The 22,403-nt window shown below is 52.0% G+C and carries 15 protein-coding genes; 6 read left to right on the plus strand and 9 right to left on the minus strand.

From position 1 onward, the window contains the following. Nucleotides 1-3: 3 nt before the first annotated feature. Nucleotides 4-1,212 carry a mechanosensitive ion channel family protein gene (locus tag F456_RS0116370; RefSeq protein ID WP_018978131.1) on the minus strand — a complete coding sequence of 403 codons (1,209 nt, stop codon included), beginning with the start codon at nucleotides 1,210-1,212 and terminating at the stop codon, nucleotides 4-6. 357 nt (nucleotides 1,213-1,569) lie between these two features. Between F456_RS0116370 and F456_RS0116375 the strand changes: the two genes are divergently transcribed. Then, complete coding sequence (locus F456_RS0116375; RefSeq protein WP_026293934.1) at nucleotides 1,570-2,610, plus strand: S66 family peptidase; 1,041 nt, start codon at nucleotides 1,570-1,572, stop codon at nucleotides 2,608-2,610. A gap of 571 nt (nucleotides 2,611-3,181) precedes the next feature. Here the strand turns inward: F456_RS0116375 and F456_RS0116380 are convergent. The 3 genes from F456_RS0116380 to F456_RS0116390 form a co-directional block, all read right to left on the minus strand. Continuing rightward, nucleotides 3,182-4,597 carry an ABC transporter substrate-binding protein gene (locus tag F456_RS0116380; RefSeq protein WP_018978133.1) on the minus strand — a complete coding sequence of 472 codons (1,416 nt, stop codon included), beginning with the start codon at nucleotides 4,595-4,597 and terminating at the stop codon, nucleotides 3,182-3,184. 358 nt (nucleotides 4,598-4,955) lie between these two features. Continuing rightward, nucleotides 4,956-5,780 (minus strand): carbohydrate ABC transporter permease, encoded by an 825-nt coding sequence (locus tag F456_RS0116385; RefSeq protein WP_018978134.1) that lies wholly within the window; start codon nucleotides 5,778-5,780, stop codon nucleotides 4,956-4,958. Further along, on the minus strand, nucleotides 5,777-6,772 hold the full coding sequence (locus tag F456_RS0116390; RefSeq protein ID WP_018978135.1) for a carbohydrate ABC transporter permease: 996 nt from the start codon (nucleotides 6,770-6,772) through the stop codon (nucleotides 5,777-5,779). Before F456_RS0116390 ends, F456_RS0116385 begins: the two co-directional genes overlap by 4 nt. A gap of 238 nt (nucleotides 6,773-7,010) precedes the next feature. Here F456_RS0116390 and F456_RS0116395 point away from each other — a divergent pair, with 238 nt between their 5' ends. Both F456_RS0116395 and F456_RS0116400 read left to right on the plus strand, forming a co-directional pair. Then, a complete protein-coding gene (locus F456_RS0116395) occupies nucleotides 7,011-7,829 on the plus strand; it encodes a glycerophosphodiester phosphodiesterase (RefSeq protein WP_018978136.1) in 819 nt (272 codons plus the stop codon). 174 nt (nucleotides 7,830-8,003) lie between these two features. Then, nucleotides 8,004-9,572 carry a Ppx/GppA phosphatase family protein gene (locus tag F456_RS0116400; protein WP_018978137.1) on the plus strand — a complete coding sequence of 523 codons (1,569 nt, stop codon included), beginning with the start codon at nucleotides 8,004-8,006 and terminating at the stop codon, nucleotides 9,570-9,572. Nucleotides 9,573-9,738: 166 nt separating this feature from the next. On the opposite strand, the gene ppk1 is transcribed toward F456_RS0116400, so the two are convergent. Continuing rightward, entirely contained in the window at nucleotides 9,739-11,841 is a 2,103-nt protein-coding gene (gene ppk1 / locus F456_RS0116405) for a polyphosphate kinase 1 (RefSeq protein WP_018978138.1), read from the minus strand. A gap of 587 nt (nucleotides 11,842-12,428) precedes the next feature. Here ppk1 and F456_RS0116410 point away from each other — a divergent pair. Then, complete coding sequence (locus tag F456_RS0116410; RefSeq protein ID WP_018978139.1) at nucleotides 12,429-14,495, plus strand: beta-galactosidase; 2,067 nt, start codon at nucleotides 12,429-12,431, stop codon at nucleotides 14,493-14,495. Between the two features lie 182 nt (nucleotides 14,496-14,677). Continuing rightward, nucleotides 14,678-15,331 (plus strand): histidine phosphatase family protein, encoded by a 654-nt coding sequence (locus tag F456_RS0116420; protein WP_018978141.1) that lies wholly within the window; start codon nucleotides 14,678-14,680, stop codon nucleotides 15,329-15,331. Between the two features lie 221 nt (nucleotides 15,332-15,552). Here F456_RS0116420 and fucU read toward each other — a convergent pair whose 3' ends face one another. The 4 genes from fucU to F456_RS0116440 form a co-directional block, all read right to left on the minus strand. Then, the gene (gene fucU, locus F456_RS0116425; protein WP_018978142.1) at nucleotides 15,553-15,975 is read right to left on the minus strand and encodes an L-fucose mutarotase; all 423 of its coding nucleotides are present in this window, start codon (nucleotides 15,973-15,975) and stop codon (nucleotides 15,553-15,555) included. A gap of 18 nt (nucleotides 15,976-15,993) precedes the next feature. After that, a complete protein-coding gene (locus F456_RS0116430; RefSeq protein WP_018978143.1) occupies nucleotides 15,994-16,671 on the minus strand; it encodes a class II aldolase/adducin family protein in 678 nt (225 codons plus the stop codon). A 597-nt stretch (nucleotides 16,672-17,268) separates the two neighbouring features. Beyond that, nucleotides 17,269-19,257: a rhamnulokinase gene (locus F456_RS24890; protein ID WP_018978144.1), complete on the minus strand. Its 1,989-nt coding sequence runs from the start codon at nucleotides 19,255-19,257 to the stop codon at nucleotides 17,269-17,271. Between the two features lie 65 nt (nucleotides 19,258-19,322). After that, the gene (locus F456_RS0116440; protein WP_018978145.1) at nucleotides 19,323-21,101 is read right to left on the minus strand and encodes an L-fucose isomerase; all 1,779 of its coding nucleotides are present in this window, start codon (nucleotides 21,099-21,101) and stop codon (nucleotides 19,323-19,325) included. A gap of 441 nt (nucleotides 21,102-21,542) precedes the next feature. Here F456_RS0116440 and F456_RS0116445 point away from each other — a divergent pair, with 441 nt between their 5' ends. Further along, nucleotides 21,543-22,310: a DeoR/GlpR family DNA-binding transcription regulator gene (locus tag F456_RS0116445; protein ID WP_018978146.1), complete on the plus strand. Its 768-nt coding sequence runs from the start codon at nucleotides 21,543-21,545 to the stop codon at nucleotides 22,308-22,310. Nucleotides 22,311-22,403 lie beyond the last annotated feature (93 nt).

The following is a 22,403-nucleotide window of genomic DNA, read 5'->3' on the forward strand; positions in this document are numbered from 1 at the left end:
GGATCAATCTCTCTGTTTGTACAAGTTGACGGAAGGAGTGGGTGGGGCGGCCGGTTCCGCTGGATTGATGCCGCGGGGCTTGGATAGGTTTGTTTTGTCCGCCTGGGATTCCGGTTGGAGAGAACCATCGAAGAACGACGCTTGGCCGTCCTCGCTGCTAACTCTAATACGTCTTGCCGGGAAGGCCAGTGCGATTTCCTCGTCTTTGAGAACCTGCAGAATCATCAGATTGACTTCCTGCAGAGTGACCAGATATTCTCCCCATACGGTCGTTCGGGCGAAACAGTTGAACAGGATGCCGAGCGAGTCTTTCGAGAATGAATTGAACTTGACCTGCACCGTATCTTCTTCGACTCCTTCGTTATTTTCGACTTCCTGCTGCATCCGCTTGATCGCTCGGCGCAGTCTTACGGGATCGGCGTCGGAAGCGACAGCGAGTGTGAAATTGATTCGGCGATGTCCCATTTGGCTCCAGTTGGTGATCGATTGATCGGCAATTTTGGAGTTTGGAATAATGACCAGAGAATCGTCAAATGTCCGGATTTTTGTGCTTCGGAATGTGATGTCTTCGACTATGCCTTGTGTTTCCGGTGACTGAATCCAATCGCCGCGTACGAAAGGCTTCTCCAAAATCAGCACAACTCCGCCGAAAATGTTGCTCAATGTATTTTGCGCCGCCAAGGCGACAGCGAGACTGCCGAGGCCCATACCGGCGACGATCCCGTTAACATTGAATCCCCATTCCGACAGAAGAGCGGCAGCAGCAAAAAGTACGACTACAATGCGAAGCAAGCGTGACAGAAATGGAATCAGCATGCTGGTGCTGTCCTGCCCGAAATGTTTGCCCACACGTGCGAGCAGGAACGAGGAGGAAGCTGTTAGATTGTATAAAGCCCAGCCTACCAGGATAATGGCAAAGCTCCGCAGAAACGGAAGTGTCCAATGGTGATTGGTCCAGGTGTCGCCGACAAAATAACGAATTGCAATATAAGCTCCCAAGAGTACAAACAATAAGCGCAGCGGTTTGTTAAACGCTTCAAGCGTAGTGACGATTCCGTTGAAATTGTTGAATCTGCGAAGAAGATAAGCATACAGATAGCGGATAAACAACCTGCGGAAGATCAGAAAAAGCAGAAAAATTCCCAGAGAAATCAGGGCGTCGATCCATCGGAATTGTTGAAACCATAACGTCAAGCTGTTGATCATCGGCATTCGTTATCCTCCAGTGCATGTTGTAGGAAAGCTGTCAGAAAATAAAACTCTACTTCTTACATACCCGAAGCGGCTCTTTCGAAAAACGGAGGAGTTCGGTGAGGCTTCATGAAGGAAACAGGAAGGGGAGGAGAAGAAGAAAGAAAAGAAGGAGAAAAGAAGGAGGTACAGCAGTTAGTTATCGGAGCAGAGGCAGGATTCGAGATAAAGGCAAGGTTCGGAAAAGAAGCAGGATTTCGAAGATCAGATATAGAAGACCGTATCAACAAAGGTCTCAACAAAGGTCTCAACAAAGGTCTCAACAAAGGTCTCAACAAAGGATTCTTCAAGCCCCAATTTTCGAAAGGAGCGCTGTTCATGATTCGTTATCCACTGCTGCAGGAAGGTACGACGATCGGCGTTACGGCTCCTTCCTCCGGACTGGAGCCTGAGCTGCACGAACTGCTTAAGCAGGCAATCCGCCGAATGGAAGAGGAAGGCTTTGAAGTGTCCTGCGGTGATACCGTCTGGATGCAGCACAAAGCCAAGTCTGCGCCCGCCGACCATCGTGCCGAGGAGCTGAACCGTATGCTGCAGGATGACCATATCGGAATGATTCTGCCGCCCTGGGGCGGCGAACTGTTGATCGAAGTGCTGGAACATATCGATTACGGCGGGATCGGCGAAAAATGGATACTCGGTTACTCAGATATTAGCCTGCTGCTGCTGGCTGTTACCCTGAAGACCGGATTGGCAACAGCTCACGGCACTAATCTGGTCGATCTGCGAAGCGGCACAATCGATGAAACGACTGTCAAATGGCGTGATGCTCTAACGACGCCGGCCGGTGGGGTAGTAGAGCAGTACTCATCCGTACGTTATCAGACGCGGTGGAAGCATGAGTTGGAGGAGGATCAGCAGGCTGAGTTGGACAATAGAGTGTTTAACCTGACAGAACCGACCGTCTGGAAAAGTGTCTCGGGTAACGATGTCGGGCTTAAAGGTAGGCTGCTCGGCGGCTGTATTGATGTCATTCGGCATCTGATCGGCACGCCGTACGGCGATGTGCAGAGGTTTCGGAAAACTCATATACCGGATGAGCCAGTGCTGTGGTTTCTTGAAAACTGCGAACTGAATGCGGCAGACCTGCGTCGTTCGCTTGTACAGATGAAGCTGGCCGGCTGGTTTGAAAACTGTTCGGGTCTCCTATTCGGCCGGAGTGCCGCAAATACAGCCGTTAGCGGATATACGGCTGAGGACGTGTATCGGGATATAGCCGGAGAGCTTAGGGTGCCAGTGTTGTACGATATCGACTGCGGCCATATGCCGCCCCAGCTGACGCTCATTAACGGAGCGCTGGCGCAGGTGGAGTTTTCCGCGGAAAAAGGAAAAGCTGTGGTAAGGCAGCAGCTTGTATAAATTTAAGGAAATAGATCTGTGTATCGGAGAAAAGATGAGGCGATAAGCCTGCACGTCAAACCCAAACCCAAACCCAAACCCAAACCCAACTAAAGGCCGACGGCTCTGATCGATCGGTCTTTTCGAACTGTTCAAAAACTCGATTTGCTTTAAGGAGTACAAAATAGATGCTAGAATGCAACTAAATAACGACTTTAGCCATGGTTTTTTGAAATAAGTGCTGAGATACATCTATTTATATAAAAAAACAAGATGCAGAAGCAAAAAGGGTTATTTAGTTGTATAGGCGCACCTATTTCGTAAAAGACGGAAAAAAAGACTAAAATAATTGTACAGACGCACTTATTAATACATATTTATTGATTTGATCGCTGCTTATAACCTAGGCAATACCTGTATGGAGGACTTGTATTTCTGCCATCAAAAAGATGCTCAACAAAAAGCCCAGCCGATATCATCGGCTGGGCTTTGGCTTGCTGTGCGGATCCGGAATATAAGATCCTGCAAAATCTGGGTTCTTGATCGCCTTTAAGTGTTGATTGCTTTTAAATGTTGATCGCCTTTATAGTTTTTATTGAGCGACTGTGCTGTTGTAATCCTGGATCTTCTGCGTAATTTCTGCAGAGGCGCGATCCAGCGCTTCCTGCGGAGAAGCGGTTCCGGTCAGTGCTTCTTCGATCGCGGTTTCCGTCAGCTGACGAGCTTCCGGGAACACGCCCATTACGGCACCTTTAGTAGCAGGCGTCAGTTCGGAATTGTGCAGCTGATCGATTGCAGTCTGGAACTGCGGATACTTCTCCAGGTTTTCTTTGACCAGATCTTCATTATAAGCTTCTTTCGTGATCGGGAAGTATCCTGTGTTAACGTGCCATTGAGCTTGTGTAGCCGGCTCAGCCAGGTACTTGATGAATTTCCAAGCGGCCTGCTGCTCTTCTTCCGGACGGTCGTTCAGAATCCAGAGACTTGCGCCGCCTACAACTACGCCGCCTTTTCCGGCATCGGCTTCTGTCGGTTTAGGCAGTGGAGCAGTGCCGACTTCGAACTTGCCTTCGGCTGCTTTTACAATCCCGCGCAGGGAAGCGGTGCTGTCGAGCGTCATCGCGATCTGACCTGCAGCGAAAGCTTTTTTCGTATCGTCCGTTTTACGGCCGAGGTTCAGCATGACGCCATCGTCGACCATCTTTTTCCACCATTCTAGCGTGTTAACGATTGCCGGTTGTCCCAGCAGTGCTTCGTCAGCCATACCGTCGCGGCCGTTGCTGTGGTTCAGCAGTTCCGCGCCCTGATTGGCAGTAAGCTGCTCCATGAACCATCCGTAGATCGCAAACGATCCGCCGGTCATGCCGTCTTTGGTCAGTGTCTTGGCGGCTTCTGCCACTTCTTCGTAAGTCTTCGGCGGGTTCTCTGGATCAAGTCCAGCCGCTTTGAAGGCATCTTTGTTATAGTAGAGAATTGGGTTCGACGTGTTGAAAGGCATCGAATACAGGCGGTCGTCGAACGTATAGTAACCGAGAATGTTTTCTTCAAGATTCGAGACGTCATAGCTTTCGGCATCGATGAACTGCTGCATCGGCGTAATCGCGCCGGAATCGATCATGAATCGGCTGCCGATCTCATAGGTCTGAATCATTGTCGGACCCGTGCCGGAGCCCATTGCCGTTTTCAGCTTGTTCAGACTCTCATCGTATGTACCTTGGAAGACAGCTTCAACTTCTACCTCGTCCTGGGATTCGTTAAACTGCTTAACCAGTCCGTCGACAACCGTTCCCAGCTCGCCGCTCATAGCATGCCACCAGACAACTTTGACAGGTTCGCCGCTTGTCTGTGTATCGCTGCTTCCTTCAGTGCCTGCTGCGGCAGCTGTAGGGGCAGCATCCGCCGTACCATTACCGCTTGCCGACTGTCCGCCGGTTCCTCCTCCACAGGCGGTCAAGACCACCATCAACATGCACAGGCAGGCGAACATCCACTTTCGGCTCGTTTGCATGAAACTTTCCACTCCCTCTTCTGAATAAGTATTTGTATAGGTTGAAGCATTGAAGCTGTAAAAAGAACCCGGCGGAAGGCGAAGCCGCAGATATCTCCGCGTGTCCGTCCGGGTTATCCGGAGATCCGATGCGCACCGCACAAGGTAGGGGGATGCCGGGGCGCGAGCCGGATTCCACGAGAACCGCAAGCTGCACAAGGCACCATGCGGACCGTTTCAATTGGAGGAATCAGCCGTTCTGGCACCGATTCCGATCCCGGAGCGAAGAGGCGGGATGCTCCGTGTCTTCGCTCCGGCAGCGGAATCGGCGAAGCCGTCCTTTTCCGTTGGCAGGTTAATATCGGGTTAACATCAGATCTCAGCCTTTAAGCGCACCGGCCGTCAATCCTCCGACGAGCCGCCCAAGACCGAGCGCCAGCATGATCAGCGATGGCAGAAGTACGAGCACAAGGCCTGCCATTACAAGGTTCCAAGCTGTCATTTCAGAGAATTGAAGCATACTGACGCCAATCTGTACTGTCCGCATCTTCTCGCTGCTTGTGACAAGCAGCGGCCACAGGTACATATTCCAGTGATTCAGGAACGAATATACGCCGAGGGTGGCAAGACCCGGCATGGACAGAGGAACGGCCAGACGCAGGAACATCCGAATATGACCGCATCCGTCGATCCGGGCAGCTTCCATTAACTCCTTAGGAAGCTGGAGAAAGAACTGACGCATCAGGAACACGCCGAAAGCGGTGGCCAGGAAAGGAATAGTCAGTCCCGCATAAGTGTCCAGCCAACCCCAGCTGCGTACAGTCAGGTAATTCGGGATAACCGCAACTTCCCAAGGAATCATCATCGTGGACAAGAACAGGGCGAAGATGATCTTTTTGGCGGGAAAACGCAGGAATGCAAATGCATAAGCCGCCATGCATGATGTGATCAGACAGCCGATTGTAATAGCGCTGCTGACAACGAAGCTGTTCGTAATGAAGCGTACAATCGGAATCGAAGCCAGCACGCCCGAGAAGTTGTCCAAGTGAAGCCCGGTTGGCCAGAGCTTCGGCGGATATGCTGCCGATTCCGCTTCGGTCATCAGAGCGTTCGAAAGCGTAATCCAGAATGGAAATAGGATAAATATTGCGGCGATTGTAGACAACAGGTAAGCCAGAGTACGGGATAGGCGAATCGATGTCACTGGTAATGCACCTTCCTTTCGGCGACTACGAATTGCAGCACCGTGATAACCAATACGATGGCGAACAGGACAAGTGCCTGGGCGCTTCCGATGCCGAAACGGAAATTCACGAACGCATCTTCATACAATTTGAACACGAGCACATTAGTGCTGTTCACCGGACCGCCTTTTGTCAAAATGTTGATCTGACCGAACGCCTGGAATGCGCCGATCACCGAGGTGACGGAAGCAAAGAACAGCGTTGGGGAGACGAGAGGCAGTGTCAGGCGCCAGAAGGTGCGCACCGGTCCGGAGCCGTCAATCTTGGCGCTTTCGTAGATTTCTTCCGGAATACTCTGCATGCCGCCGAGCAGCAGGATGAAGAGGAAGCCTATATTCATCCAGACGGTCATAAGCGAGATCGACAGCAGCGCCATATTGGGATCAGTCAGCCACTGAACGGGCGCTATGCCCATTTTGCCGAGAAAATAATTGAGGGTGCCGAGTGTCGGATGAAACAGAACCATCCACATGATCGAACCCGTGCTGACCGATACGGCGATCGGAAGTGCAAAGACGAAACGGAAGATCTTCATGCCGCGGATGCGGCTTCGGCAGACAGCTGCGAAAGCCAGTGCGAAAGCCAGGCTGGCCGGAACGGTCAGCAGAATGAATTTCAATGTAACCATTAAGCTGTTCGGGAATCCCGGCGAATTAAACAAATTGCGGAAGTTCGCAAGCCCTACGAAATTCGCCACTTGTCCGCGCGGATTCGTCGAATGCAGACTCAGGTATACCGATTGAATCAACGGATAAAAAAGGAAAATTCCGAACAGCAGCAGGGCAGGTGCAATAAAAATCGCCGCAAGTGCCGCTTCGCGAAACCGTCCTAAGCTTGCCGTGCGGGACGAATTGCCGCTGGTGCGGGAACTGGACTCCGCGTTTGCATCCAAGGTGCCCTTTTGAAGCGGAACCGGAGCGGTTTCGTCGGTATTCTCAATGCGGTTTTCCATTCGTATGCCGTGCCTCCTTATGTATATCCATCTATCCAGGATGCCGATGGTGTTCCGGCCAAACATGTTTAGCCTAACAGCGCTTTGTTAAATAAAACCCCATTCTTTTGTAAAAATTAGTTTTTACGGTAAAGGTTTTCGTTTAACATCGGGTTTACGAAAGGCTGGTATAGTGGGAGGGACTTGTCGACATAAATCATGGTCGGCCGAAGGCTGGCCTGGAGAAGAGGCGATTCAAATGAACGAAACGATTCAAGGCATGACTGCGGCACACGAGGGAAAACGTAAAGCGGCCGGGAAACCGGGGGCTCCGATCATTTTTGCACACAGAGGAGCTTCGGGATCACGTCCCGAAAATACGATGTCAGCCTTCCAACGGGCGGTAGAGCTCGGGGCGACGGGGATCGAAACCGATGTGCAGTTGAGTGTGGACGGGGAACCGGTGCTGATCCACGATGAGACGCTGTCCCGTACGGCCGGCGCGTCCGGTTGGGTAGGCGACAAGACGTACGAGGAACTGAGCAGTCTTGATGCCGGGAGCTGGTACCATCCGGAATTTATGGGCGAGCGCATCCCGCATCTGGACGAGCTGCTGCAGCTGGTACGGAAAACGGGAATCGTCGTCAATCTGGAATTGAAAAATACGGTTCGGGTTTACGAGGGATTAGAGCAGAAAGTGATTGCGGCTGTGCGCGAGCATGGAGTGGAGAATCAAACGATCATTTCGAGCTTCAATCATTATTCGCTGGTACTGTGCAAGAAGCTGGCGCCGGAAATTCGGACAGGCATTCTCTATATAGAAGGGCTGTACCGACCATGGGATTATGCAAAGTCGCTCGGTTCCGATGCCCTGCACGCTTATGATCCGGCTGTGCGAGCGGAATGGGTTCAAGAGGCGCTGGAAGCGGGGACGGATTACCACCCCTTCACAGTGAACGACGAATCGCGTCTGCGCGAATTGATTGCGATGGGCGCGGCGGGAATTATTACGGATCATCCGGATCGGGTTGTGCGGCTGCTTGCGGAACGGCGCGCAAACGACGAAATGATCCGATAAGCAGCGCTATTGAAAACATGAAAGTAAAAATGATGTAAAAAAACAGGGCGACGCGCATTGCGTCGTCCTGTTTGGTTTGCTAAGGTTAAGGCTAATGAAGAGGTAAAGAAACCGGCCTTCAATCAACATCCGGCAGCCTATGTGAGCGCCGGGGACAAGGAGCTGTCCATTTTCATGACCACCCTACCCGAAACGACTCCGCGCGAGGCGGAACAGACAAGCCTGAGAGCGGGCATTATCGATATCGGATCGAACTCGATCCGTCTCGTTGTATACGAAAGCGACAGCGGCGGTTCATACCGTGTATTAACTGAATCGCGTGAAGCCGCGCGGCTTAGTGCACTTGTCACACCCGATGGAATTATGCCTTCTCCGGCTATTTATTCCGTCGTGCCGGTCCTCAGGCAGTTTATCGAAATTTGCGAAGCTTATGGAGCTACCAAAGTCCGTGCTGTCGCTACGGCAGCGATTCGGAATGCTTCGAATTCCAGTCAAATTATTGAGATTTTGAACCGGGAGACCGGACTTAATATTGAAGCTTTGCCAGGCGAAATGGAAGGCCATTATGGATTTATCGGCGTCGTGAACAAGATCGATATTGCCGAAGGGTTTATTGTCGATATCGGCGGCGGCAGTACGGAAGTGACATTGTTTCAGAAACGCCGCCGGGTCTCAAGCTTTTCCTTCCCGTTCGGCGCTGTCAATATGAATGTGCGCTTCGGCGGAAGCGGAAGCTGGAGTGAAGAGCGCGTACGCGAATTGGAAGATTTCGTTCTTGCTGAGGCGCGCAAGCATCCGTGGATCTCGGAGCATCCGGGACTTGATCTGGTCGGACTCGGAGGAACAATTCGAGGAATTGGCAAGATGGATCAAAGGCGGCGCAATTATTCGCTGCCCTACACGCATAATTATGTGATGCAGGCAGGTGACGTAGATCACTTCTACCGTTCGCTTCCGGGAATGGACAACAACGGCCGCAAACAGGTTCCGGGATTGTCGAAAAGTCGGACGGATATTATGGTGCCGGGCCTGATTATTTTGCGAACGCTGTTTCTTCATATGAAGGCGGAGCGCTATATTGTCAGCGGAACCGGTCTGCGGGAAGGGTTGTTTTTCGAACTGCTTCATCCGGAGCAGGCGGTGCACGAAAATGTGTTGGAATTCGAGCTTCGGGCGCTCCTGTCGAAGATGCCGAAGCAGCGCCAACGTCATCTTCGTCATACGGAACATTTTGCGCGCCTGCTGTACGAAGCACTGGAAGAAGGCGGAGAAAGCAAGTGGAACGGTAAACTGCTGCGTGTCGCAGCTTGGACCTATCAGACGGGGACGGAGATCGGCTACATCGACTACGAGGAACATACCCAGTATCTGCTGACCAAGCGTCCGCTGGCGGGACTTACGCATCGTGAGATCATCTTAACTGCGCTGATCGCAGGCATTGCCGGCAAAGTGAAATGGCGCAAAAGCGTCACGGCACAGACCTACAAAGACATTCTGCTGCCAAAAGATGAAGAACGGACCCGTCGTCTCGGAGCCGTGCTGCAGATGGCGGCTGCACTGGACGCTAGCGAAACGCAGGCGGTCACCGAATTGTCGGCCAAACGCAGCGGAGATCGCTTTGAGTTGGAGCTGACCTGCCGGACGGAAGCGTTTATGGAAATTCGCGACCTTAAAGTTGCGGCAAAAGAGTTCGAGAAAGAATGGAACGTTAAGATCGAGCTGAGGATCAAGTCGGCAGGATAAAGCTGTCGGCGTTCCAGCAGATCATTAAGAATTAGATCATTTCGAACACAGTTGAAATGCAGGATAGGGTGGATGTGAAAGAAGCCTGTTTCTCCGAACACTCGGAGAAACAGGCTTCTTTTGGTGTTGTTTTCACTATCACTCGAGTATGGTGCCGACATCTTAATTAACTCAGCGTCGATTTCCATGCCCGGATATCTTCCGCACGGAACTGGCTGCGGAAAGGCTCTTCGCCGTTCCTGAAAAACTCATAGCCGCCGCTGGACGTCAGCATACGTGCTTTGACATTGTCTTTCAGATACAGCTTCAAAATATTCAGCAGTGTATCCTGACAGCCTGGATCGAGGATCGGACACATTAATTCGACGCGGCGTGTCAAATTTCGTGTCATCCAGTCGGCACTGGAGAGAAAGATCTCGGAATCGCCGCCATTCTCGAAATAGTAAATTCGGGAATGTTCCAGATAGCGATCGACAATACTGCGAACCGTAATGTTTTCGCTCAGGCCAGGTACTCCCGGACGCAGGCAGCAGACGCCGCGCACGATCAGATCAACTTTTACGCCGGCTTTTGACGCTTCGTACAGTTCGTCGATGATCTGCTGATTGGACAGCGAATTGAATTTGGCGATAATGCGCGCAGGCCGGTCAGCTTTGGCATGGTCGGCTTCACGGCGAATATTGGTTACGAACGTACCCATCATCGTATCCGGCGCAACCGAAATTTCCTTCCAGTCTGGGTGAGTGGAATAACCGGTGATGTGATTAAACAGCTCCGAAGCATCTTCTCCGATCGAAGTGTTGGATGTCAACAGACCGACATCCGTGTACAACCGGGCTGTCGCATCGTTGTAGTTACCCGTGCCGACGTGCACATAGCGGCGCAGTCCATCTTCTTCGCGGCGAACGACGAGTATGGCTTTAGCATGCGTTTTGAGACCGACAAGTCCGTAGACAACGTGGCAGCCAGCCTGCTCCAATGTACGAGCCCAGCTGATATTGCGTTCTTCGTCGAAACGGGCTTTCAGCTCGACAACCACCGTAACCTGCTTGCCGGCTTCGGCAGCCGCGGCAAGCGAACGAATAATCGCCGATTTGCTGCTGACCCGGTAGAGCGTCATTTTGATCGCCATGACATTCGGATCTTCGGCAGCCTGTTCAACAAAATCGCTGACCGCATCGAAGGATTCGAACGGATGGTGCATCAGTACGTCGCGCTCTTTCAAGACGCTGAAGTAGTCGGTATCTCCTCCATCGCCAAACTCCGGAGGGTAAATGGACAATCTGGACGGATACCGGAGCGCCTCGCGATTTTTGACAGAACCGCTGAACGACGTCAGGAAGCCGAGGTCGATCGGCCCATCGATTTCGTAAACGGCATCCTGAATTTCGAATTCTTCCTGCAGCAGCTGCAGAGCGTATGGGTGAAAGTCTTTCTGCACTTCAAGCCGCACTGGCGCGCCGCGGCGGCGCTTGCGAAGCTTCTTCTCAATTTCTTCGAGCAGATCTTCCGCTTCTTCCTCGTTGATCTCCAGATCGGCGTCTCGAGTGAGACGGAAACTGTGTACGGTTACCGCTGTATAGCCGCTGAACAGAGTCTGGATATGATGGCAGATCAGCTCGTCGATCAGAACATAATTCTGCTTTTTGCTGTGGGAGCGCTGCGAAACGGAGACCAGTCTTGGCAGAATTGAAGGTACCTGTACGATAGCAAAATAATACCGTTCTTCGTCAGGCAGATCTTCCGGTGTGTTGTCGCGCTCGAGCAGCACGGCCAAATAGACGTTCTGGCTGTGCACGAGCGGGAACGGACGGCTCAGGTCGACCGCCATCGGTGTCAGGACAGGGAAAATGACATCATGAAAATAATCATCCGCCGACTTTTGCTGGGCAGCGCTCAGATCATCATAGCGATTCAGCACAAGTCCTTCCTTCGTCATCAAGCGAATTAAATCGCGGTATGTACGATATTCCGCTGCCACCATCTTTTCGATGCGTTTGGTGAGACGTTTGTAGAGAACGGGCGGTGTATAGCCGGAAAAGTCTTTTTTGGTAATGCCTGCTTTGAGCTGATTGCGGATTCCTGCTACACGGACACTCATGAATTCGTCCAAGTTGCGTGAGACAATCCCGAGAAACTTGGCGCGTTCCAGAAGGGGGGTATCCGGGTCCTGTGCTTCTTCAAGTACGCGATAATTGAATTCGATCCAGCTGAGGTCACGATTAATGTAATACGGGGAAGTTCCCCGGTAAGCAGTTTGGTTATCCATAATTCCTCCAAAGTAAAGCGTGTAGGCAGAATACAATTGCACCGCACACGCCGAGTATTTCGTATAAATTCGTTCTTGCTTATCTCGTTAGTCAAGCTGTTCCGGCGGGCACGAAACGATTTGAATGTAATAACGAACGCAGATTAAAAGGCATTCGTACTTTTCATTTACCCGATCGATTAAGCTCAAATCGGACCGGTTAAGCATGATAACGTCTTCCAGACACTTATCTACTAGTATAGCGTTCTTTTGTTAAGTGAATGTAAAAAAACCCTTTTTCCATATTAATTCCATTCTATGAGCTGCTGTAAGGATTAAGCGTTATCATTCCCTTTTCCCTGTATCTGTCATCTAATTATAGACTAAATCTGATACAAAATATTAACAGAAAGTAAAATGATGGACAAGATTAGCTTAATGCTTATTCGTTTTAAGGAGAGCAAAACAGTCGAGATCCAACTGCCCGATAAAAAAGTAGAATTTCCACGATTAAACTATTGCAATTAAAATAAAGCGTTTGCAGGACATGCGGGTGATAAACGCGAAAGGTGTACGGACAGGCACGAAAAGAAAGGGTGGAAATCGACATGGAACGTCTGCATTACGGAGTCGCTTATTATGACGAATATATGCCTTATGATCGATTGGACGAAGATATTAAAATGATGAAAGCAGCGGGAATTACAGTCGTGCGCATCGCGGAATCGACATGGAGCACACACGAACCGCAAAATGGGGTCTTCGATTTCAGATCGGTGGATCGCGTGCTGGATGGCATGCATGCAGCGGGCATCTCCGTGATCGTCGGCACGCCTACTTATGCTGTGCCAGCTTGGATGGTGCGCGAACATCCTGAAGTACTGGCCGAAACGAGCAGGGGACCTGGCAAATACGGTGCACGTCAGATCATGGATATTACAAGTCCGGCGTACCTGTTCTATGCCGAGCGGATTATTCGCAAACTGATCGGACGCGTGTGCAGTCATCCGGCGGTAATCGGCTACCAGATCGATAACGAGACCAAGCATTACGGCACTGCGGGCCCCAACGTGCAGCTGCGCTTCGTCAAAGCGATGCGAGAAAAGTTCGGCGGCGACCTTAACGAACTTAACCGCCGTTTCGGCCTGGCTTATTGGAGCAATCGGATTGACGCTTGGGAAGATTTTCCGTCTGTGCTGGGTACAATTAATGGCAGTCTCGGCGCAGAATTTGCCCGCTTCCAGCGGCAGTTGGTGACGGATTTCCTCGCCTGGCAGGTCGGGATCGTAAATGAATACAAGAAGCCCGGACAGTTTACGACCCACAACTTCGATTTCGATTGGCGCGGCCATTCGTACGGCGTGCAGCGGGACGTAAACCACTTTGAAGCTTCCAAGCCTTTCGATATTGCGGGTGTAGATATTTATCACCCATCGCAAAGCGAACTGACAGGCGCAGAAATTTCGTTTGGCGGCGATCTGACGCGTTCGCTCAAGCAGTCGAATTACCTTGTACTGGAGACACAGGCGCAGGCATTTCCGCATTGGACACCGTATCCGGGACAGCTTCGACTGCTGGCGTTCAGCCATCTGGCTTCGGGAGCGAGCATGGTGGCGTATTGGCATTGGCATTCCATTCATCATTCGTTTGAGACGTATTGGAAAGGACTGCTCAGCCATGACCTGCAGCCAAATCCCGTATACAACGAAGCAAAGACAATTGGAGCCGACTTTGCACGTTTGAACGAATCATTGGTCGGTCTGCGCAAAACCAACCGGACAGCAGTGTTCGTAAGCAATGAAGCGCTCAGTGCGATCGACTGGTTCCCGCTGCCGGGCGGCATACTTTATAACGACATTGTGCGCCGCTGCTATGATGCGCTGTACAAGCTCAATGTCGGATGTGATTTCATCTATCCGGACACGGATTATAAAGTGCTGACCGAATACGATCTGATTGTCGTTCCTGCACTGTACAGCGCGCCTGATACACTGCTGGAAAAGCTGAATGATTTTACAAAACAAGGCGGGCACGTCGTGTATACGTTCAAAAGCGGATTTGCGAACAGCGATGTACAGGTGCGCACAAGTGTACAGCCGGGAATTATCGAACGTTCCTGCGGCGTAAACTATCAGCTGTTCGTCGAACCGAAAAACGTACGCGTTCAGCTTACAGGCGAATTATTCGATACAGTTGAAGAAGATTGCATTGTAGAAACGTGGATGGAGCTGCTGACGCCGACAACGGCGGAAGTATGGGCACGCTACGAGCATCCGCAGTGGAAAGACTACGCGGCCATTACAACCAATCGCTTTGGCGAAGGCAGAGCGACATATATCGGGTTCTTCCCAAGTGAAGGGCTGCTGCTGGGAGTGTTCAAGCGGGTGCTGCGCGAAGCGGGAGTATGGGGACAGGATCAGAAGCTTTCTTTCCCACTGATCGTCAAATCTGGCGTGAATGCGGCGGGCTGCCGCGTGCGTTATTTCCTGAACTATTCCGGCGAACCGGTGGGGTTTGAGTATGGCTACCGCGACGGTCGCGAGCTGCTGTCCGGCACCGACCTGCGCCACGGCCAACTGCTGCGGCTGCCGGCCTGGGGCGTTGCAATCGTCGAGGACCGCGAGAGTGCAGCCTGTTCGGCGGCGGCAACGGAGGAAGGTGCGGCAAGAGATTGAGCGTGATAATGCTGCGCCGCATTTTATGGAATTCTCCGAAGTGGGAAAAGACTTTTTTGCGGCGCCGTTTAAAGCAGAAAGGTTGAATATAGTAAATTTGCAGCACGCTAAAGTGTTGAATAAGTGAAAATGAAAGAATGTGCAGAGCAGAAGCTGTGTAGATTTCGGTAGGGAGGCATCGTATGGACGGGAAAAAGGTCAATCTTTATATGGTCAGGCACGGCGAGACGTATCTGAATCGCTACGGAAGAATGCAGGGCTGGGCGGACAGTCCGCTTACGGAGGAAGGCAAGGTTGTAGCCGTTGAGGTCGGCAAAAGGCTGTCGGACGTTCACTTTGCCTATGTGTATACGAGCGATTCCGGCAGGACACTCGAAACGGCCGAGATTATGCTGAAAGAGAACCGGCACAATATCCCCATGATCCATCGCACCAAAGCTTTTCGAGAAACTTTTTTCGGGAGCTTTGAAGGAGAGATCTCGGCGGTCGCCTGGAACAAAATTGCTCAAGAGAACGGTGCAGGAAGTTTCCGTGAACTGATCCAAACGTATACGGTAGCGGAAGTGGCAGATATGACCAAAAAGGCCGATCCGTATCACCACGCGGAAAACTTCGACGAGCTCTGGACGCGTATCGGCGGGGGGCTGGATGCGGTTGTCGGGCTGGATTACGAGGACGGCGCGAACATTCTGATTGTCACTCACGGCAATACGATCCGCAATATTGTGAATCGGCTGTGCGAAGGAATCGACGTTACCATCGATATTCGCAATGCGAGCGTGACGATTATCGAGTATTCGGATGAAGCGTATAAAATGATCAGTTTTAATCAGTGAAGTGACGTGAAGTAAGTGAAGTAAAATGAAGTGAAGTAAATGAAATGAAGTAAATGAAGTGGGATAACCGGATTCTGAAAGTAGGACAGCGAATGATCGCAGATTGGGTGCCGTTTAATTCGATCATCTACCAAAAAGGAGAGAGGCCCAGAAGGCTCTCTCTTTTGGTAGATGACTTGTATGACAGTGCAAAGCTGGGGTTAGACTTCGAGTTCTGTTTTTCAGATCACGCCTTTTTTCAAAATAATATTCCCGTATAGGGCCTCTTCGCCGGTTAAGACGACTGCATAGGCTTGCTTGGCGCGTTCGTAAAAGGCAAAACGATCCTCGAACGAAAGCTGTGCGGAAGCATCGTAGCGTGCGATAATTTCGCGGTATGTGTCCCAAATGGTCGGTACGACCGGATCGCCGGGTACGACGCTCATCATTGCACCTTGATAGTCGGCGTACGGATCAAGCGGCAGCAGTTCCAGAATAGCATCAAGCAGCGGAGGGATACCGAGACCGTCGCAGCGAATCACACGTTCATGCAGGGAGTGTCCAGGGAAATTCGCATCCGCAAGAACGATTTCGTCACCGTGTCCCATTCGCATCAAGGCGTAAAGAAGGTCGGGAGAGAGGATTTTAGGGATTTTTTTCAGCATGTCTGTATCTCCTCCGTTCTAGAATCCGTAAAATGAACGCAGCGCGACCAACTCGTCGATCCGGTGCTTCGGCAGCTCGCGTTCGCCGTCGATCATACGCGTGAGGAAGGTCAGCTTGGCTGTATATTCCAGACGCTCCATGTTCATGTAGGCGTCCATTACGCTTTTGCCCCAAGTCAGCGCACCGTGGCTTTCAAGCAGAACGGCCGTTTTCTTGCCGAGGAAAGGCATGATCGAATCCGGAATTTCTTCGGTCGAAGGGGTGCCGTACACAGCCAGTGGAATATCGCCCATGGCGATTACGGATTCCGGCATCATCATTTTGTCGAGCGCTTCCCCCTTGATCGCAAAAGCGGTCGCATAGGGAGGATGGGCATGGACAACGCCGTTCATTTCCGGGCATTCGCGGTATACACGCAGATGCATTTTCACTTCGGTAGACGGGCGATAGCCTTCGGCAGCTTCGACGATCTCGCCGTCCAGATTAACCCGGACCAGCATATGCGGTTCGAGATAGCCTTTGCTGACACCGGTCGGGGAAGCCAGAATCTCTGTTTCCGACAAACGGGCAGAGATATTGCCGTCGTTGGCGGCGATAAAGTCTTTGTTGAACAGATTGCGGCCGATATCGCAGATTTGCAGGCGCAGCATCCGCTCGCGTTCGATGAGATCGGCAGTCTGATATAGTTGGGTCATAGAAGAGCCTCCTTTTGGTCGATTGAATGGGTGAGGCTTTTTGAGTAAAGTTGTAGGCCTCCGGCTGCAGGCTAACAGATACAGGTGCAAGTACCGACCGTGGCGTGAATATAGAAATAGAAATAGATATAGATATAGATATGAGTAGGTGTATAAATAGAGGTGCAAATTGAGGTGCAGGTAATAGATACAATCATAATCAGAAGGAAAAGGACAAGGACAAGGATAAGGATAAGGATAAGGATAAGTGTAGGTGCAAGGGCAGGTACACAGGTACAAATATAAGTAAAAATGTAATTTGTAAATTTGAATTATAGGTAGAAACGAAGTTGCCGGTAAAGTTATAAATATTGCTATCGCTATTGGTATAGGCGCCGATAGGTGTGCTGAGTTGAGCGGTAAGCAGTGAGCTAACGAATCCTAAGAACGTTATTCGACCGAATATTGAAGTTTTGATATTCTAACGAATCTGGATATCGCTATTTCGTGTTTCCACAGCAGTTTTGGACGAATAAGGAGAAATAACGTTCTCAGGATTCGTTAGAAATGGAAACCGGCATTTTGGGCTCTTTTAACGTTATGAGGATTCGTTAGAAGTTATAATCCTGACGATCCAACGGGCAAATAGCGTTCGAGCGTAAACGAGCGCTCGATAATCTCTGCCCGGCAGGCGAAATCCAGTTCGCCAAGTGCGGCGAGCTGAATCAGCGCGCTGCCCGCGGCGCTCGCTTCAACCGGGCCGGCAATGACTTCGCGGCCGGTTCGCTCTGCCGTCAGGCGGCAGAGCAGGCGATTGCGGCTGCCGCCTCCGACGAGATGGACCGCGGATATGTCGCGGCCCGAGATCGCTTGCAGCTCGTCGATGGCCCGGCCGTAGGCATCGGCCAGGCTCTCGAGCACGACGCGCGCGATCTCGCCCGGGCTGCCGGGAATCGGCTGCCCGGTATCCCGGCAGTACTGCCGGATCCGCTCCGGCATATTGCCCGGAGCGGCAAAGCGCGGATCGTCAGGATCGATCCGCGCGGCGGCGGGGCCGGCAGCTTCGGCCAGCGCCGCCAGATCTGCGTGGCTCAAAGCCTCGCCCGCGGCATTCCAGTGTCTGCGGCATTCCTGCAGCAGCCACAGACCGGTAATGTTCTTCAGCAGGCGGCTGCCTCCGCCGAAGCACACTTCATTGGTAAGGCCGCGTTCGAAAGCGGCCTCGGTCAAGACCGGCTGCGGGGTTTCGATCCCCGCAATGGACCAGGTGCCGCAGCTGATGAAGGCTGCGGCGGGAGCACTGCCGTCATCCGTTCTAAGCGCAGCGGACAGGCCTGGGGGATCTACAGCCGACAAATTGGCAGCATCCATAGCGGCCAGGCCTAGGATATCTACAGTGGACAGATCTGCAGCATCCACAGTGGATAGGCTCAGGGCATCGGCAGCGGACAGATCTGCAGCATCCACAGCGGATAGGCTCAGGGCATCGGCAGCGGACAGATCTGCAGCATCCACAGCGGATAGGCTCAGGGCATCGGCATCGGACAGATCTGCAGCACCTTCAGCGGATAGGCCTAGGGCATCCACAGCTGCTGCTTGGCTTAGATTCCGCTTGTAAGGCACCGCCGCTACGGCGGAAGCCGTATCGTGCGAGGCACCGGCTACGACGCGCAGCGGACCACAGCACAGTTCGGCCTGCAGCTCCGACCGCAGCTCGCCGAGCACCGTGCCGGCCGGTATGATCGGCGCAAATAGTCCAGACGGAATGCTCAGCCGATCCAGTACAAGAGCCGAAGGCTCACCGCTGCCAGCCGCCAGCAGTCCTCCGGTGCTGAGGATAGTCCGCTCCGCAGCCATAATGCCTGACAGCTGATAATGAAACAAGTCCGGCATCATGAGGAAGTGCGCCGCTTTCCCGCGCAGCTCCGGCTCTTCTTCCAGATCGGCGAAGAGCTGGTACACTGTATTGATCGTGCTCGGCTGATTGCCGGTCAGAAGGAACTGATCACTTGGCGGCAGTCGGCGCTCCAGTTCCGAAGCGTGCCGCGCCATGCGGGTGTCGCGATAATGATGCGGTGCGCGCAGCAGATGACCATCGTGTCCAATCCAACCGTAATCGACGCCCCAGGTATCAACGCCGATACTGAGGATCGGCATGACTATCGGATTGTCCGAACTATTGCCCCTGTCTGTATTATCGACATTGTCAGTGTTAGCGGTGCTGTCGGAACTATTGCCAGTGCCTGTATTGTCGACACTGTCGGTGCTATCGATATTGATACTACTGTTGATACTCTCAATGCTGTCGGCAGCGATACGTATACCGGTCTTGATCTCCGTCAGCAGGGAGTCAGTATCCCAATATAGACCGCCGTCTTCCTCGAGCGGTACATTGTCGAAACGGTGAATTTCGCGCAGCGCCAGCTTGATTCCGTCGTAACGTGCAAGCATGACCCGTCCGGAGCTGGCCCCAAGGTCGACGGCCAATACGCTTCTAACCTCGGAATCATTTTGCTGGATTTGCATCCGATCGTTTCGCAAGTCTCGTTTGTTTCGCGAATCCCGTTCTTCCGGTCGCTCCGACTCTGAATACATATTTTCACTCATAGGCAGCCCTCTGCTTTCCGATAAGATTTCACTCAGCCGTTCGCCTGAATATGATTTCTTATCGTTCAATATAGAGGTCCGAAATTTCGGCAGGCCGCATAATCCGCCGCTTCCAGATTGTCCGTGCCGAACAGCGACCAGACGCGCGGGCGGAAAACTCGCTTTTCGTCTACGTTGTGCATGCTGACCGGAATGCGGAGGATGGAGGCAAGCGTAATCAGGTCGGCGCCGATATGACCGTAGCTGATTGCCCCGTGATTGGCGCCCCAGTTATTCATGACATCATAGACGGAAGAGAATGATCCTCTGCCCGTCAATGTTGGCGCGAACCAAGTGGTCGGCCATGTTGGATCGGTACGTTCGTCGAGCGTACGATGCACGTCTTCCGGGAGATCGACGGTATAGCCTTCTGCCAGCTGCAGCACGGGACCGAGTCCTTTGACCAGATTAAGACGAGCCATTGTGACCGGCATCCCGCCGCGTGTCAGATAATCCGTCGAAAAACCGCCGCCGCGGAAATACTCCTGCGAAGCCGGGCGGAAGAGTGTTTTTTCCAGACATTTCGCTGCTTCTTCGTCCGTCACATCCCAAAAAGGCTTGATTGCGGGTTTGCCGTCAATCTGCTGCTCGCCGGTTCCGTCTAATGCCGCCGAACCGGAATTGATCAAGTGCAGCAGTCCGCCTTCCGCCGGTCCTTCCAGTCTGTGTCCCGTTACACGTTCTACCGCTGCCGGGCTCCAGAATGTACGCACGTCTGCAAAGATCTGCGCCGTTCCCGTTAGCAGATGGTTGAACAGCATCACGACACCGTTAAGACTGTCATTCTCGGTAGCGACGATGTAGGGCACCCGCCGTCCGTTCCAATCGAACGAAGAATTGAGGATCGTCTCCATAAAGTCAGCATTCGGAAAATGATCCGTCCAATGCCGCTGTCCCTGGAATCCGCCCGCAATCGCAAAATGTCCGCCCGCTTCTTCTTCGAAGCCAAGCTCCGCCAGACGCGGATTGCCGACCATGAGGTCGCGCGCGATTAGCGTCATTTTGACGACAAATTCCCACTGTTTCTCCTGTTCTTCGTCACTGATGATCAGATGCTCCGGATTGTTATTGGCGCCTACCTTGCAGTTTTCACGGGTCCACTTGAGCGCTTTTTCGTACTCGTCCTTGTCGTAAATTTCTTCCTCGACGCGGCGAACAAACTCCGACATATCCACATATTCGTTGCGCATACCGAGGTAACGTTGGAAAAGATCTTCGTCGATGATCGAACCGGCGATGCCCATTGAGACGGACCCCATAGATAAATATGCTTTGCCTTTTATGATCGCGGCAGCCAGGGCAGATTTTGCAAACTGAAGCAGCTTGGTCTGCACATCGCCCGGAATGTTTTCGCTGTCCGATTCCTGCACGTCCTCACCGTAAATGCCGAATGCCGGAATGCCTTTTTGCGCGTAAGCCGACAGCACTGCTGCCAGATAGACTGCACCGGGCCGTTCCGTACCGTTGAAGCCCCATACCGCGTGCGGGATCGAAGCGTCCATGTCCATCGTTTCCGAACCGTAGCACCAGCAGGGAGTGACCGTAATCGATACGCCTACATTTTCGGTTTTAAACTTGGCGACCGCCGCGGATGCTTCCGCAATGCCTCCGATTGTCGTATCCGCGATCACACACTGTACAGGCGAGCCGTCGGGGTAACGTAGATTATCCTGCAAAAAAGCGGCTGTCCGCCGTGCCATGCCCATGGTCTGTTCTTCCAGCGATTCGCGAACCCCTCTTCTTCTGCCGTCGATGGTAGGACGAATTCCGATTTTCGGATACTGCTGTAAAGTGTTGGCTGACATAACCTTCCTCCTTAAATGTAGGTAGAGTGGCAGGCTGAACTTCGATGAATAAATCTCGGACAAACGGAAAGCTTTCGGCAGACATCCTAATGGAGTAGGCGATCTTGCGGATTGAACAGGGAGTCTTACCGAGCTGGTGAAGCGATCATACTGAAGACGTTATTAAGCCACCATCACAAGTAAGCGGGACACAAGCAAGCGGGATACCAATGAGCAGCTTTCAAAAATAAAGCGTTATCATTTTAGAATATACAGCCGTTCTTTTTCCGATTTCTTCCTTATCTTAAGTTTCCGATACTTAGAAGTCAACACATAATCCACATATAAATAGGTTTATATTGTTGTTTTGTGGGTTTATTCTCGATTAATGGTGATTGATATTGTGGTTTTGTGATATTCATGATACGGTAAAAGGAGTAGAGGGACAGGAGCGGATAGGCAATGAAAGCGGAGCAAAGAAGAGACTGGATTATCAACGAACTGTATCGCAGCAAAAAGGTACAGGTATCGGCGCTGGCGCAAACGTTTGGGGTATCGGAAGAGACCGTGCGGCGCGACCTGGACAAGTTGGAGAAGGAAGGCATCGTACAGAAAAATTACGGAGGGGCGGTGCTTAGTGCTCCGATCAACCGTGATCCTTCGTATGCGAGCCGACACGATCTCAATCTTGAAGCCAAGCGCCGCATTGCGGAAAATACGCTGGGATTAATCCATGACGAAGACAGCATTATGGCAGATACGAGTTCGACGGCGTTTGAAGTGCTGCGCCTGCTGACCGAACGGCGGGACAATCTGACGCTGATCACCAATTCACTCGTTGCCTTATCCGCATTTCAGCAGTCGGGACATCGGCTGATTGGAACCGGCGGAACATTGGGCGCGTCGACCAGTTCGTTTGTCGGTCCCGATGCGGCGCGGACTGTCGAACGTTATAATGCCGATGTGGCGCTTCTTGGCTGCAAAGCACTGTCCATGAACGGTGGTATCTGCGACTCCAATGAAGCGGAAAGCGAGCTGAAACTGCTGATGCGGCGCCAGGCTAACAAGACAATTCTGCTCGCTGACCATTCGAAATTTGACCGTTTGGCATTTATTCGATTGTTCGATTTCGGAGAAATTGATTTTGTTGTAACGGACCGGCAGCCGGCGGAAGAATGGGTGAATTTTCTGCACAGACGCGGAGTGACGTTGGTGTATGGGGAAGATTGATTGAGGGTTGATTTTTCTTTCCGATCGTTTTAAAGTAAGGCAGTAAGCATTATATTCGTTGAACGGCGCGAAGCACGCGGACGTTTTCTCTTC

This window comes from Saccharibacillus kuerlensis DSM 22868 (assembly GCF_000378145.1).
Taxonomy (GTDB): Bacteria; Bacillota; Bacilli; order Paenibacillales; family Paenibacillaceae; genus Saccharibacillus; species Saccharibacillus kuerlensis.

What these genes read in the sequence shown, in the direction of transcription:
- F456_RS0116370 (WP_018978131.1), bottom strand. Translation starts at nt 1,212, where the DNA reads ATGCCGATGATCAACAGCTTGACGTTATGGTTTCAACAATTCCGATGG.
- F456_RS0116375 (WP_026293934.1), top strand. Translation starts at nt 1,570, where the DNA reads ATGATTCGTTATCCACTGCTGCAGGAAGGTACGACGATCGGCGTTACG.
- F456_RS0116380 (WP_018978133.1), bottom strand. Translation starts at nt 4,597, where the DNA reads ATGCAAACGAGCCGAAAGTGGATGTTCGCCTGCCTGTGCATGTTGATG.
- F456_RS0116390 (WP_018978135.1), bottom strand. Translation starts at nt 6,772, where the DNA reads ATGGAAAACCGCATTGAGAATACCGACGAAACCGCTCCGGTTCCGCTT.
- F456_RS0116395 (WP_018978136.1), top strand. Translation starts at nt 7,011, where the DNA reads ATGAACGAAACGATTCAAGGCATGACTGCGGCACACGAGGGAAAACGT.
- F456_RS0116400 (WP_018978137.1), top strand. Translation starts at nt 8,004, where the DNA reads ATGACCACCCTACCCGAAACGACTCCGCGCGAGGCGGAACAGACAAGC.
- ppk1 (WP_018978138.1), bottom strand. Translation starts at nt 11,841, where the DNA reads ATGGATAACCAAACTGCTTACCGGGGAACTTCCCCGTATTACATTAAT.
- F456_RS0116410 (WP_018978139.1), top strand. Translation starts at nt 12,429, where the DNA reads ATGGAACGTCTGCATTACGGAGTCGCTTATTATGACGAATATATGCCT.
- F456_RS0116420 (WP_018978141.1), top strand. Translation starts at nt 14,678, where the DNA reads ATGGACGGGAAAAAGGTCAATCTTTATATGGTCAGGCACGGCGAGACG.
- fucU (WP_018978142.1), bottom strand. Translation starts at nt 15,975, where the DNA reads ATGCTGAAAAAAATCCCTAAAATCCTCTCTCCCGACCTTCTTTACGCC.
- F456_RS0116430 (WP_018978143.1), bottom strand. Translation starts at nt 16,671, where the DNA reads ATGACCCAACTATATCAGACTGCCGATCTCATCGAACGCGAGCGGATG.
- F456_RS24890 (WP_018978144.1), bottom strand. Translation starts at nt 19,257, where the DNA reads ATGAGTGAAAATATGTATTCAGAGTCGGAGCGACCGGAAGAACGGGAT.
- F456_RS0116440 (WP_018978145.1), bottom strand. Translation starts at nt 21,101, where the DNA reads ATGTCAGCCAACACTTTACAGCAGTATCCGAAAATCGGAATTCGTCCT.
- F456_RS0116445 (WP_018978146.1), top strand. Translation starts at nt 21,543, where the DNA reads ATGAAAGCGGAGCAAAGAAGAGACTGGATTATCAACGAACTGTATCGC.